The sequence below is a fragment of the Methyloglobulus sp. genome, assembly GCF_046714055.1.
GTDB lineage: Bacteria > Pseudomonadota > Gammaproteobacteria > Methylococcales > Methylomonadaceae > Methyloglobulus.
The window spans coordinates 1-12,956 of record NZ_JBKKBJ010000288.1; the positions used below are offsets into that span (position 1 = coordinate 1).

The 12,956-nt window shown below is 47.9% G+C and carries 15 protein-coding genes and 2 pseudogenes; 10 read left to right on the forward strand and 7 right to left on the reverse strand.

From position 1 onward, the window contains the following. Nucleotides 1–800, reverse strand: a pseudogene (locus tag ACLQ6D_RS17470) (PCRF domain-containing protein); the annotation flags it as partial. Between the two features lie 391 nt (nucleotides 801–1,191). On the opposite strand from ACLQ6D_RS17470, the gene ACLQ6D_RS17475 reads away from it, so the two are divergent. Both ACLQ6D_RS17475 and ACLQ6D_RS17480 read left to right on the forward strand, forming a co-directional pair. Next, nucleotides 1,192–1,416 carry a hypothetical protein gene (locus ACLQ6D_RS17475; RefSeq protein WP_411728582.1) on the forward strand — a complete coding sequence of 75 codons (225 nt, stop codon included), beginning with the start codon at nucleotides 1,192–1,194 and terminating at the stop codon, nucleotides 1,414–1,416. Between the two features lie 272 nt (nucleotides 1,417–1,688). After that, nucleotides 1,689–2,228, forward strand: coding sequence for an REP-associated tyrosine transposase (locus ACLQ6D_RS17480; protein ID WP_411728584.1), 540 nt, complete (start codon nucleotides 1,689–1,691; stop codon nucleotides 2,226–2,228). Between the two features lie 291 nt (nucleotides 2,229–2,519). Here the strand turns inward: ACLQ6D_RS17480 and ACLQ6D_RS17485 are convergent, their stop codons facing one another. Together ACLQ6D_RS17485 and ACLQ6D_RS17490 are read right to left on the reverse strand one after the other, a co-directional pair. Continuing rightward, nucleotides 2,520–2,771, reverse strand: coding sequence for a Txe/YoeB family addiction module toxin (locus ACLQ6D_RS17485; RefSeq protein ID WP_411728585.1), 252 nt, complete (start codon nucleotides 2,769–2,771; stop codon nucleotides 2,520–2,522). After that, the gene (locus ACLQ6D_RS17490) at nucleotides 2,771–3,025 is read right to left on the reverse strand and encodes a type II toxin-antitoxin system Phd/YefM family antitoxin (protein ID WP_411728587.1); all 255 of its coding nucleotides are present in this window, start codon (nucleotides 3,023–3,025) and stop codon (nucleotides 2,771–2,773) included. Before ACLQ6D_RS17490 ends, ACLQ6D_RS17485 begins: the two co-directional genes overlap by 1 nt. Before the next feature lie 219 nt (nucleotides 3,026–3,244). On the opposite strand from ACLQ6D_RS17490, the gene miaB reads away from it, so the two are divergent. Genes miaB through galE form a run of 5 tightly spaced genes read left to right on the forward strand, consistent with a single transcriptional unit; the run spans nucleotide 3,245 to nucleotide 7,933 of the window. Beyond that, nucleotides 3,245–4,600 carry a tRNA (N6-isopentenyl adenosine(37)-C2)-methylthiotransferase MiaB gene (miaB, locus tag ACLQ6D_RS17495; protein WP_411728588.1) on the forward strand — a complete coding sequence of 452 codons (1,356 nt, stop codon included), beginning with the start codon at nucleotides 3,245–3,247 and terminating at the stop codon, nucleotides 4,598–4,600. Between the two features lie 3 nt (nucleotides 4,601–4,603). Further along, complete coding sequence (locus ACLQ6D_RS17500; RefSeq protein ID WP_411728590.1) at nucleotides 4,604–5,578, forward strand: PhoH family protein; 975 nt, start codon at nucleotides 4,604–4,606, stop codon at nucleotides 5,576–5,578. Then, nucleotides 5,575–6,036: an rRNA maturation RNase YbeY gene (gene ybeY / locus ACLQ6D_RS17505; protein ID WP_411728591.1), complete on the forward strand. Its 462-nt coding sequence runs from the start codon at nucleotides 5,575–5,577 to the stop codon at nucleotides 6,034–6,036. Before ACLQ6D_RS17500 ends, ybeY begins: the two co-directional genes overlap by 4 nt. Next, nucleotides 6,033–6,875: an HlyC/CorC family transporter gene (locus ACLQ6D_RS17510; RefSeq protein WP_411728592.1), complete on the forward strand. Its 843-nt coding sequence runs from the start codon at nucleotides 6,033–6,035 to the stop codon at nucleotides 6,873–6,875. Before ybeY ends, ACLQ6D_RS17510 begins: the two co-directional genes overlap by 4 nt. 11 nt (nucleotides 6,876–6,886) lie before the next feature. After that, complete coding sequence (galE, locus tag ACLQ6D_RS17515; RefSeq protein ID WP_411728593.1) at nucleotides 6,887–7,933, forward strand: UDP-glucose 4-epimerase GalE; 1,047 nt, start codon at nucleotides 6,887–6,889, stop codon at nucleotides 7,931–7,933. 100 nt (nucleotides 7,934–8,033) lie between these two features. Here the strand turns inward: galE and dtd are convergent. Continuing rightward, nucleotides 8,034–8,522: pseudogene (gene dtd, locus ACLQ6D_RS17520) on the reverse strand (D-aminoacyl-tRNA deacylase). Nucleotides 8,523–8,731: 209 nt separating this feature from the next. On the opposite strand from dtd, the gene ACLQ6D_RS17525 reads away from it, so the two are divergent. Both ACLQ6D_RS17525 and ACLQ6D_RS17530 read left to right on the forward strand, forming a co-directional pair. Then, entirely contained in the window at nucleotides 8,732–8,935 is a 204-nt protein-coding gene (locus tag ACLQ6D_RS17525; protein ID WP_411728594.1) for a hypothetical protein, read from the forward strand. Between the two features lie 57 nt (nucleotides 8,936–8,992). Beyond that, on the forward strand, nucleotides 8,993–9,838 hold the full coding sequence (locus ACLQ6D_RS17530) for a thermonuclease family protein (protein WP_411728595.1): 846 nt from the start codon (nucleotides 8,993–8,995) through the stop codon (nucleotides 9,836–9,838). A gap of 115 nt (nucleotides 9,839–9,953) precedes the next feature. Here the strand turns inward: ACLQ6D_RS17530 and ACLQ6D_RS17535 are convergent, their stop codons facing one another. From ACLQ6D_RS17535 to ACLQ6D_RS17545, 3 genes are read right to left on the reverse strand one after another with little or no spacing between them, the layout of a single operon-like run. Continuing rightward, nucleotides 9,954–10,451, reverse strand: coding sequence for an arsenate reductase ArsC (locus ACLQ6D_RS17535; protein ID WP_411728596.1), 498 nt, complete (start codon nucleotides 10,449–10,451; stop codon nucleotides 9,954–9,956). Beyond that, nucleotides 10,448–10,891 (reverse strand): ArsI/CadI family heavy metal resistance metalloenzyme, encoded by a 444-nt coding sequence (locus ACLQ6D_RS17540; protein ID WP_411728597.1) that lies wholly within the window; start codon nucleotides 10,889–10,891, stop codon nucleotides 10,448–10,450. Before ACLQ6D_RS17540 ends, ACLQ6D_RS17535 begins: the two co-directional genes overlap by 4 nt. Continuing rightward, nucleotides 10,888–11,256, reverse strand: coding sequence for an ArsR/SmtB family transcription factor (locus ACLQ6D_RS17545; protein ID WP_411728598.1), 369 nt, complete (start codon nucleotides 11,254–11,256; stop codon nucleotides 10,888–10,890). Before ACLQ6D_RS17545 ends, ACLQ6D_RS17540 begins: the two co-directional genes overlap by 4 nt. Nucleotides 11,257–11,598: 342 nt before the next feature. Between ACLQ6D_RS17545 and ACLQ6D_RS17550 the strand changes: the two genes are divergently transcribed. Beyond that, nucleotides 11,599–12,956 (forward strand): FecR domain-containing protein (locus tag ACLQ6D_RS17550; RefSeq protein WP_411728600.1); only part of this gene is annotated, 1,358 nt, incomplete at its 3' end.

A 12,956-nucleotide genomic window follows, 5' to 3' on the forward strand; every position in this document is an offset into this window, starting at 1 on the left:
GGTTGTGGGTCATGCGCACGGCGGATTCGGTCTTGTTAACGTGCTGACCACCCGCGCCACTGGCGCGGTAGACATCCACGCGTACATCCGCAGGGTTGATGTCGATATCAATATCGTCATCAATTTCCGGCGATACAAAAACGGAAGCAAAAGAGGTATGACGGCGGTTGCCGGAATCGAACGGCGACTTTCTCACCAGTCGATGTACGCCAGTTTCCGTGCGTAGCCAGCCAAACGCATAGTCGCCTTCAAATTTTATGGTGGCACTTTTGATGCCAGCGACATCACCGGGCGATTCCTCGATCAATTCGGTTTTAAAGCCTCTGCTTTCGCCCCAGCGCAAGTACATGCGTTCGATCATGGATGCCCAGTCTTGTGCTTCCGTGCCGCCTGAACCGGATTGGATGTCCAAAAAGGCATTATTGGCATCCATTTCGCCGGAAAACATACGGCGGAATTCCAGGCCTGCGACTCTTTTTTCAAAATCGGCCAGATCATCGACGACGGTATCAACGGTGGCCTCATCATTTTCCTCGATTGCCATCATCAATAATTCTTCGGCATCGGACATGCCTTGTTCCAAGTCGCGGATGGTATTGACGACAATTTCCAATTGCCCACGTTCTTTGCCCAAGGCTTGCGCCTGTTCCGGGTTATCCCAGATTTTCGGGTTTTCCAGTTCCCTTAAGACTTCAACCAGGCGTTCGCTCTTGTTGTCAAAGTCAAAGATACCTCCTAAGCGCGTCGCCACGGCTTTTTAGGTCAGCGATTTTATTTTTGATGGGGTTAATTTCTTGCATGTAGATAGGTGATATTGCAGGGTAATAGTTACAATAAACCCAAGATTATATCACTTTATGCAGGGTGGGGCTGCAAACCCAATGCTGTTAAGTTGAGGATGCAAACATCAATCACGTTAGCTAGTTTCGGAGTATTACGCTAGAATCTGCACATGGATTTTGAAATTATCGGTGAAATCAGGCATCCCTAAACTTTTGCCCGTGGCTCAGGTATCAGGGAGCTGCCGAGACTTCGCAAAATTCATGGTCTTGGTTTGTGGCGTAAGCGTAAAGGCTTTGCCACCGTGCGTTTGGCTGATGGGTCGTTGCGTGAAGCGGAAATCCACTGGTATGAGGCTACTGGCATCGGCAAACGAGAATTTAAGATTAAGCGTTATACGGACACACAACCATGAATAAACATGAATTTGCTATATGCGTTGATAACCACGGTTATGAAGTCTCGCTCGAAATGCGGAAACTTTATGAAATCATAGTGGATGCTGACGGGGAAAAACATAATCAAATCCGGGTTATTGATGAATCAGGTGAGGATTATCTCTACCCTGCCACTTTATTTGACCGCATTACGCTCCCGCCTCATGTTATGGAGCGCGTTTTCCACGCACAAACTTGAGTAAGTCATGTAGGGTGCGTTAACTCACCATTTTTTGGGTGCATGGAATGCACCCTACTCGGCTATAGTTGGTTATCCCACGCGATCCGCCATATCGCAGGACAACACATACGGCGGGTTACGCCGCGCATGAGCATTAGTAGTTGTTTTGGCACAGTGCGCTGCGCGGCTAACCACGCCCTACAACTGAACCGCCGTACGGCCGTAAAGCCGTTAACCCAACCCCAATCATACAGTTTACAAATGCCATCCGGTTGTACAAAATACCGCGTATGCAATATCGCCGCGATTTTACCGAAGGCGCGACCTATTTTTTTACTGTCGTAACATTTCGTCGCGCCCGTTTTTTAAATACCGAAGATGCCGTAGCACGTTTGCGTACCGCGTTTAAGGAGGAAAGAGTGCGTCGTCCATTTGTGGTTGATGCCATAGTGATATTACCCGATCACATCCACAGCATTTGGACATTGCCGGAAGGGGATGCCGATTATTCTATACGTTGGCGTAATATCAAGCGTACATTTACCCAGCGAATAGCAGAAAGCGATCGTCCCGCCGTATTTGCCAGTCGTCGGCATAAAGGTGAACAAGCGATATGGCAACGGCGTTTTTGGGAGCATCGTATCCGCGACGAAAACGATTTTAGCCGCCATGTTGATTACATCCATTACAATCCCGTCAAACATGGTTATGTGGCGCGTCCAGCGGATTGGGCATACAGCAGCATCCACCGATACATTCGGCAAGGTATTTTACCCGCCACATGGGGCAGCGATGCCATTGCCATGCCCGATAATATAGGTTATGAATAGCGGCGAATTGTAGATGGGATTACGGTTGGGTTGGGTTAGATTGGTGGGTTACGGTAGTTACGGGGTAGGTTGGGTTAACAGCTTCATCGTTAACCCAACATTTCGAAGCCCAAAAAAGTAGTCAATGTTGGGTTGCGAAAAGCATGCAACCCAACCTACGATGCTACGATGCTAGAATTATACCACTTTATGCAGGGTGGGGCATGTTGCCCCGTTCGTACGGTGTTACGTTGGATTAATTTGGATTCCGTGACAAGTATCTTGTTGAAATCTCAACCGATAGGAAGTCCCCTAATAATGGTAGCGGCATTGGACAACCAGGATGTTGCCGTCCGTCACTTTGTAGACTAGGCGGTGTTCCAGGTCAATGCGCCGTGACCAGTAACCCGACAGTTGGTGTTTCAAAGGCTCAGGCTTGCCCTTGCCCTCGAACGGTTGACGCTGGATGTCCATTATTAATGTGTTGATGCGCTTGAATACGGCCTTGTCGGTCTGCCACCAGTATAAATATTGCTCCCAGGCCGCTTCTTCGAAAGAGAGCATTACAATTCAATCAAGTCCCGGACAACTGTTTTACCTGCCTCTGCGTTGGCTATGGATTCCAGCAGCGCCTTTTTATTGGCCGGAGAAGCCAGTAAGTAAGCGGTCTCGTCGTAGGAAGTGAAGTCTTCCAGCGACATCAATACGGCAGGCTTCCCGTTTTGCCGGGTAATCAAGATAGGGGTGTGGTCGTCGTTCACCTTATCCAGCGTTTTGGCTAGGTTGGTGCGGAATGCGGAATAGCTCATGGCATCCATGACAATCTCCTGTTAGTTAAAGTACAGGTTATTGTACTGGTACAGATTTATGTACGCAAGTTTGATGTTTGATTGAATTAGGAAAGCGTGTAAGTAGTGAGGTAGGGCGTTTCAAGATCGTCTATTTTCTGCTTATTTCGTATTCAGGTTATAATAAGGCCAAAATTACCGATTTACGAACGACACCAAGCTACACAAGAGGATTAACCCGAACGAAATATGGCGCAAAAATTATATATTCAGACTAACGGCTGTCAGATGAATGAGTATGATTCTGACAAAATGCGTGATGTCCTGCATGCCTCGCATGGTTTTGAATTGATTGACGACCCCAAGCAAGCTGACGTGTTGTTGCTGAATACCTGCTCGATCAGGGAGAAAGCGCAGGAGAAAGTGTTTTCGGCATTGGGGAAATGGCGCAAGATCAAGGCGTTACGTCCTGATGTTATTATTGGTGTCGGCGGTTGTGTTGCCAGTCAGGAAGGCTCGGCGATTCAAAAACGCGCGCCTTATGTGGATATTGTTTTTGGCCCCCAAACCCTGCACCGTTTGCCGCAGTTGCTTGATGAAGTCCGGTGCAAGCAGCAGCCCGTTGTCGATATTTCCTTCCCTGAAATTGAAAAGTTCGATGCCTTGCCGGAACCCAGGGCAGAAGGCCCTAAAGCCTTTGTGTCGGTGATGGAGGGGTGCAGCAAATATTGTACGTTCTGTGTGGTGCCTTATACCCGTGGTGAAGAAATCAGCCGCCCTTTGAATGATGTGATTGTCGAGATTGCTTCGCTGGCAAAACAAGGTGTGAGGGAAATCAATCTGTTAGGGCAGAATGTCAATGCCTATCGCGGTGAGATGGAGGACGGCGATATTGCCGATTTTGCCTTGCTCCTGAACTATGTCTCGGCGGTAAAAGGCATAGACCGGATTCGTTTTACGACCTCGCATCCCGTTGAATTTACCGACAACTTGATTGAAGCTTTTGCCGATATTCCCCAGTTGGTGGATCATCTGCATTTGCCTGTGCAAAGCGGTAGCGATCATATCCTTAAGATGATGAAGCGCGGGTATACCCGCGCTGATTATATTGAAACAATACGTAAACTTCGTCTTGTCAGGCCGAATATCAGCCTTTCCTCGGATTTCATTATCGGTTTTCCGGGTGAAACCGACATCGAATTTGAAGAAACCCTGGCTTTTATTGAAGAAATTGGTTTCGATTTGTCTTTCAGTTTTATTTATAGCCAAAGACCGGGGACACCAGCCGCCGATTTGCCTGATGATGTGCCTCTGAAAGAAAAAAAACAACGGTTGGAACTCTTTCAAAATCGCATTAATGAAATGGCTACAGCAATTTCCCATAATATGATCGGTACGGTGCAAACTGTTTTGGTCGAAGGGCAATCCAAAAAGAATCCCTTGCAAATGCAGGGCAGGACGGAAAATAACCGCGTCGTAAATTTTATCGCTCACCCCAGATTAGCAGGGCAATTTGTGGACGTGTTGATTGCCGAAGCCCTGCCCAATTCTTTACGAGGCCGACTGGTTGAAGCCTCAGTCAACAAGCAAACTGCTTATGCATAATTCATGATATCTGAAGAAATTTCCCTGACTCCGGCAGATAATGCCAGGTTATCTAACTTTTGTGGACATTTAGATACCCACTTAAGGCAGATTGAACATCGCCTTCAAGTCGAAATTGCCAATCGTGGCAACCAGTTTAAGGTGACAGGACTTGAAAATTCGGTCAAGGCAGCGTGTGCGGTTATGCAGACATTATTTGAAAGTACCGAGAAAGAAGAGCTGACTTCCGAACTTATCCATTTAGCCATGCAGGATGCCAGCATAGACGATTTGCTGGATGGGCAAAAACTGGCCGAGCAACAGCCTGTTGCCATTAAAACCAAGTATGGCTTGATCAAGGGCAGGGGGCCTAATCAGCAGGATTACCTGAGAAAAATTGTCTCGCATGATATTAATTTTGGTGTGGGGCCTGCCGGAACAGGTAAGACCTTTTTGGCGGTTGCCTGTGCAATTGAAGCGTTACAGGCAGAAAAAGTCAGAAAAATCATACTAGTACGCCCTGCGGTTGAGGCCGGGGAAAAGCTGGGATTTTTGCCGGGCGACATGGCGCAAAAAGTCGATCCCTACTTACGGCCTTTGTACGATGCCTTATACGATATGTTGGGGTTGGAACGGGTTGAGAAAATGATCGACCGGGGCATTATTGAGGTTGCGCCACTGGCCTTTATGCGCGGCAGGACTTTGAACGACGCATTCATTATTCTGGATGAGGCGCAAAATACCACCATAGAACAGATCAAGATGTTCCTTACCCGCGTAGGTTTTTGTTCAACGGCTGTGGTGACTGGGGATATTACCCAGATTGATTTGCCTTCGGAGAAAATGTCCGGCTTACGGCATGTTCTGGAGGTTTTGAAAGACGTTGAAGGGATTAGCTTTACATTTTTTAACTCCCGCGACGTAGTGAGGCATCCTTTGGTACAACGCATCGTCAGCGCCTATGAAGCGTATGAAAAGAAGTCTAAAATCGGGCAATGAACCAAGTAGAAGTGCAGGCCGTTTTTTCTTCGCCAGGTCAACCAGATAAAGAACAAATCCAGCATTGGGTTGATGCGGCGTTGCAAGGTTATACTCGGGATACAGAAATTGTTGTGCGTATCGTTGATGTGCATGAGAGCGCCCAACTGAATAAACAGTACCGGCATAAGCAAGGCCCGACCAATATCTTGAGTTTTCCGGTAGAGATTCCAGAAGGCATCGGACTGAATTTGCTGGGCGACCTGGTGGTCTGTGCGCCGGTGGTGGAGCGGGAAGCGTTGGAGCAACAAAAACTGTTGACCCATCATTGGGCGCATATCATTGTGCATGGCGTACTGCATTTGCTCAGTTATGACCACATCGACAATAATGAGGCTAAAGTGATGGAAAATAAGGAGATCAACATTTTACAGACACTAAATATCAGCAATCCTTACTTACAGGTACACAAGCCATGAGCGACGACAAACCTCCCAGTAGCAGCCCCCACCGGAGACGTTGGGTAGATCGAATCAGCCAACTGTTTTCCGGTGAACCGCAGGATCTGGAAGATTTGCTTGAAATATTACGGGAAGCACGGACGAACAGGTTGCTTGATACCGATGCCTTAATCATGATTGAAGGGGTTTTGCAAGTTAACCAGATGCAGGTGAGGGATATTATGATCCCGCGTGTGCAGATGGTGGTGGTTCCCAACGATGCTGAACTGGACACTATCCTGCCCTTAGTGACAGAGTTTAATCACTCCCGATACCCGGTCATTGATGGCGACCGCAGCAAGGTCGTCGGAGTTTTGCTAGCCAAAGATTTGTTGGCGCACCTATCGCGCAATAGCAATGTGTTGGTCAAGGACATCATGAGGCCTGCCTACGTAGTGCCGGAAAGCAAACGCTTAAACGTCCTGTTGAAAGAATTGCGTACCAACGGTAACCACATGGCAATTGTTGTTGATGAATATGGGCAGACTGCCGGATTGGTTTCCATCGAAGATGTCCTGGAACAGATAGTCGGTGAAATAGAAGATGAACATGACAATCAGGAAGATGAAGGTTATATCTTTCGTCGCAGCGATCATGAATACATGATTAAGGCATTAACTCCCATAGAAGAGTTTGACGATTATTTTTCCACGCAGTTAGCGACGGATGAATACGATACCTTAGGGGGCTTTATTGTTAGCCAGTTGGAACACATGCCCAAGAAAGGCGAGACCCTTGTCGTCGATAAAATGCGTTTTGAAGTCATTCGGGCGGATACCCGTAGGGTACATCTCGTTAAGCTGGAACTCATTGATTAACTGGGGGTATCATGGTGAATACCGTATTGGTGACGGGCGGTGCAGGTTATATTGGTAGCCATGCTTGCGTGGAATTACTGCAATCGGGTTATCAGGTTGTCGTGGTTGATAATCTGGCGAACAGCAATTGTGAGTCATTAAAACGGGTTCAGGACATTACCGGTAAACCGCTGGCTTTTTATCAAGTCGATATACGTGATCGGAATGCCTTAGCCGAGGTGTTTGCCAAAGAACCCATCACATCAGTCATACACTTTGCCGGGCTAAAAGCAGTCGGTGAATCCTGCGAACAACCGCTCATGTATTATCACAACAACGTCTATGGCACCTTGGTGTTAATCCAGGTTATGGCGGATGCGGATGTCAAGCAACTGGTGTTCAGCTCATCAGCGACGGTGTACGGTGCGTCCGAGCACGTCCAATACACCGAGGATTTGCCGATAGGCGCGATCAATCCCTACGGGCGCACCAAGGCGATGATTGAAGATATACTCAGGGATCTGTCCGCAACGGACGGTCTCAAACCCACCGAATCTCCCTGGAAAATTGCCTTATTGCGTTATTTTAATCCCATAGGCGCTCACGAGAGCGGCAAGATAGGCGAAGATCCTAATGGTATACCGAATAACCTTATGCCTTATGTGGCCCAGGTCGCTATCGGCAAATTGGCGCAATTGTCCGTTTTCGGCAATGATTATCCTACACCGGATGGCACCGGCATCAGGGATTACATCCATGTTGTCGATTTGGTCAAAGGCCATATCAAAGCCATTCAAGCCTTGCAGGGTGAAAAATTCGCTGCGGGTGGCTGCAAAGCCTATAATTTAGGGACTGGCAGGGGATGCAGCGTCCTCGAAATAATAGAAACTTTCGAAAGAGCCACCGGCAGAAAAGTAAATTATAAATTTGCTCCTAGAAGAACAGGGGATCTTGCCGAGTGTTTCGCCAATCCCGAATTGGCGTTAAAAGAGCTAAACTGGAAAGCCGAAAAAAGTCTTGATGATATGATTGCCGATACTTGGTTGTGGCAAGTCAAAAATCCACAAGGTTATAACTAGAAAGCTATTTTGCTCAGATAGTTGGAATCGGTTTCTAATTGAGTTACGAATTGCCTGCCTACGTTCTCAAGGTAAAAGTAATACCAATCCCAATAAATTGTTATTTGAATCCCTCATCCTGACCTTCTCCCTCTGGAGAAGGAACAATATGAGAACTTATTGGGATTGGTATAACTGGGCCATCATTGACCAACGAGACCTGCATATCAGCGCCAAACTCGCCGAACTGGACATGGGGCTAGCTTTCCGTAGCTAGAGTTTGCAAATAGCTAAATAATTGCAGCCCCTTTTCTGGGCTGGCAGCGTAGGTAAAACTCGGACGATTGCCTTTTTCAGTATTCGCAGCCAAGGTAAATTGTGGCACTAACAACAAGCCGCCCTGAATATCCTTCAAACTCAAATTCATACGTCTGTTATCGTCAGCGAAAATACGGTAATTGAGGATCCGTTCCAGCAAACGTTGTGCGGCTTTTTCGTTGTCGTCCTTTGCAACGGCAACCAAAGCCAGCATTCCGGTGTTAATTTCACCGACGATGCGGTCGTTGACAGTAACTTTAGCGGTTGTTACGCGTTGAATGACAGTGAGCATGGTTTGAGTCGGGTTAGAAGTTAAGTGATTATGAAAATGACTATATACCTAAGCTTTATACAACTAATCACCCAAATGGTGTGGGCATTGGGGGTAGGCCTTGTGGTTGCCCGGGCAATCCCTTGTGGTTATTCGGGCAACCACAAGGGATTGCCCCTACGGTAGCGCGGAAACAAAACCTATCTGATTTTTTTGTAATAAGTAATAGCGTGCAACTGTTTTTAAAAGCCGTCATTCCGGCAGGGATTGGCGGCAAGGATTCCCTATGCTCTTCCGCACTTCCTCCATCCATGGAGGTCGCCGGAATCCAGGCTCCATGGATGGCTCGGAGCTTGCCGTCCCTGGCACTGGATACCCGCTTCCCGGCGGGTATGACGCACTTTTTTGCTTCAGTTGCTAATCAAGTCCTCTAATTCAGATTTTAAATCAGTTATTCATTTTTACTTAAATGAAACAATAATAGACAAATAATGAAATTAAATCACCATAAACGACGCTTGATGAAGCTGCTGCTAATCTTGCTTTTGGGTTGCGCTGTTTCCGCCTGCGCCGATGTTTACCAATGGCAAGATTCACACGGTGACAAGCACTTTTCTGATCGGGTACACGGTAATAGCAAAAAAATTAAATTAAAACAGGGCTATCCTTATTATAAAGTACAAAGTGTTTATGATGGCGATACAGTAAGGCTTGAAGATGGGCGTAAAATCAGGTTATTAGGCATCAATACGCCGGAAGTGCAGCACCGAAACCAGGATACCGAGGCAGGTGGGGAAACCGCCAAGCGCTGGTTGACTGATAAACTGAAAAACCACAATGTGCGTTTAGTGTCGGATGTTGAACAGGTCGATAAATATAAACGGACACTCGCGCATTTATTTACCGAAAACAATGAACACATCAATGTGCAGTTGGTTGAAATGGGTCTGGCAGCGGTCAATATCTACCCGCCCAATTTACTCTACGCAGACCAGTTGGTGGCTGCTGGAAACCGCGCTGAACAGGCTAAACGCGGCATTTGGCAACAGGCAGAATACGCTGTCATACCCGTTGATCGTCTAGCCAAAACCGGACATTCCGGCTGGACAAGGTTGATGGGGAAAGTGTTAGTCATTCGTAGTAGCCGAAAATATGTATACCTGGAGTTTTCCGGTTTATTCCAAGCGCGTATCGAAAAAAAGTGGCTGCCGTTATTCCCGGATATCAATAATTATCGAGGCCGGAACCTTGAAGTCCGTGGCTGGCTGAATAAAAACCGGGGAGGATGGTCTATGTTGATCCGCCATCCCAGTGCGATAAAGATAATATCAGGTTAATACGCACTGTTCCCACGCACCGGCGTGGGAACAAATCTTGTGCCGCTCCGCAGTACGGGACGCAGGAGAGTCTCTGGCGGCGTTTCCACGCAGAACGTGGGAACGATAAAACTCTCTAAGACTCTCCGATGCATCCGATCTCGCGTACTTGCCGTTCAAGCGCCAGCCGTTCCAGGCTTTCGGGACGCAGACTCGTGAATAGCGTGACACGCCGTTCAAGAACGGCGAAGGCTTTACCAAACTCGATGTGCTTCTGGTCATTTTCAGCCGCTGCCGGATCAAACACCCCCCAATGCGCCTTAATCGGTTGTCCTGGCCAAACCGGACAAACCTCACCAGCAGCGTTGTCGCAGACTGTAATCACGAAATCCATGGCCGGTGCGCCAGGCTGGGCGAATTCATCCCAGCTTTTACTGCGCGCGTCAGCAAGGGCGATACCTTCCAGTTGCAACCGCTCCAGTGCGAAAGGATTGACCTGACCGGTTGGATGACTACCCGCGCTATAGGCTCGAAAGCGCCCCGCACCGAGTTTGTTCAACAGACCTTCGGCCATGATGCTACGAGCCGAATTGCCGGTGCAGAGAAACAAAACATTAAAAACCCGTTCGCTCATTGGCATGTACTTCCTAGTGATGGCCCGCAACAGGCGAACGCTGTTTTGACCGTAACGGCAGTATCCTCACCAAAAGTCGGGATTGTTGCGAGCGAATGAAACGCTTCCCAGGCGATACCTTGCGGATCAATCGACCAATATTTGTCGGATTTGGCGTAACAGCAGGCGGCATCTTTCTGTTCTTCAACCGACAAGGCGGCTTCGGCGAGCCGTTGATTCAACTCATTCAATTCCAAGCCCGAGTCCACTTGGATGCCCAAGTGATCGAGGCCAGCTTTTGCGCCGTGTTGGGAAATCGCAAAATTGAGCCGAGGGTCATCAAGCATCCATTTGGTGTAATCGGGTTTCGTTACAGCAGGCTCAGCGGCGAACATTGCCGAGTAAAAGCGGATACTCTCGGAGAGATTATTGACAGCGACATGTACATGAAAGCGTTTCATAAAATAGTTTCCTTTGTTAAAGATAAAGGGTTAGAGGTTGAAGATTCTTCGTCACAACACACCACGGCAGGGCCACAGGAGTTTCCGGCGCAACAATTTTCAGTCAGGAAGCCCAGCAGTTCATTCATGGCTGGGAAATTGGCGGCATAGTAGATGAAGCGGCTTTCCTGCCGCGCGGTAATCAGCCCCACGTTGGTCAGTTCTTTCAGATGGAACGACAAAGTTGCATTCGGGATGCTCAATGCTTTCGCAATTTGACCAGCCGAAAGGCCAGCCTCTCCGGTTTGAACCAGAATTCGGAAAATCGAGAGGCGGGTTTCCTGTGCTAAGGCAGCCAAGGCTTTGACGGCAGAATATATTTTCATGTTTCCAATATATTAGAAATATAAGGTATTGTCAAATAATTCAAAAGCGCCCAGTATCATTCTGGAGTGATTAGATGTGAAGTCGATCCTACAAAAATGCCGTTCATTGCTTGTCTGGAAAGATTAAAGCTAACCTCTCATTGCGTTAATTCAGGGTGTTTCCATAGGATGGTTTTAATTTTCAGCCGTACCGTTCAGCACCTAGTTTTCACAACGTTATCATATGGGAGCTTTTAGTCACCATACATCAAGACAAGGACTTAAACGGTAAAGTGGAATATTAGCTTGTAAATACAAAGGAATATATTTATTATCGCAAGGGTAAGACAGAAATTTCCTCTTATGGGAGAAAGTTTGCGCTATCTGGCGGTTCCATTACTGGTTTTCTTTGCACCACTGTGTTGGTCGGAGGCAGATATTGCCGATAAAAACTGCGCCAATAAATATGCCGCGAAGCTGGTTTCCTTGCAAGGCAAGCTGTATTTCGATCCCGACAGCAAAGGCCAATGGCAACCAGCGCAACTCAACGAAACGATTTGTGAAGGTAGCCGGGTACGGGTAGAAGCCTACAGCCGAGCTTCATTATTGTTGACTAACGGGATAGTCTTACGTCTCGATGCGGGCACAGTCCTGTCATTAAATGGCCTTGCTCCCGACAAACCCACCTTATTGGATTTGTTCAAAGGCTTTGTGCATTTTATCAGCCGGACACCCAAACGCCTGGAAATCACTACGCCGATTGCCAACGCTGGGCCAGAAGGCACCGAATTTGCCATGAGTGTCGATGATAACAAGGCCTCACTCTGGGTTTACGAAGGTGGCGTAAGGTTTTTCAATAAGCAAGGCAGCATTCACCTTAAGCCGGGGCAGGGCGCACAAGCCCAGTTGGGACAAGCGCCGCAAGCTAAAATTGACATCAAGCCCCAGGATGCTGTCAACTGGGCGCTTTATTACCCGCCGTTACTGCCTTATCCCGATGTTGCAACGATAATCGATAGTGATATCCATACGGCAATACAGGATTTTAGGCTAGGTCATGTTGACATCGCTTTATCTCGGCTGGATGGCTTATCGCCTGAAAAACAAACGCCATATTTTTTCAAAATACGTGGAGCCATACGCCTTACCGCCGGGCAAGATAAGCTTGCCTTGCAAGATATTCACGCTTTATTGGCAAATAACCCGAATGATGCCGAAGCATTGGCATTGCAATCCGTGCTGGCGCTGACGCAAAACCGGAAAGATGAGGCATATACTTTGGCAAACCGGGCGATTTCTGCTGATCCCCATTCAGCCACCGCTTATTCGGCCCTTTCGTATGCGGAACAAGGCCGCTTTGAACTGGAGAAAGCCCAAACAGCAGCCGACCAAGCAGTCAAGATCGCTCCACACGATGCGATGGTCTGGGCGCGCAAGGCCGAGCTTGAACTCTCACAAGGTTTGACTGCAGAAAGCAAACGATCCGCACAAAAAGCCTCAGAACTGGATGCCAGCCTGGAACGGACCCAAACCGTCTTGGGCTTTTCCTATCTCCTGCGCATGGACACGGATGAAGCGCTACAAAACTTTGAAAAAGCCGTCAAGCTCGATTCCACCTCGCCCTTGGCGCGATTGGGCTTAGGGTTAGCTAAAATTCGTAATGGCGACCTGGAAGAAGGCCGTCAAGACCTGGAAATCGCCGCCATCCTTGATCCCAATAA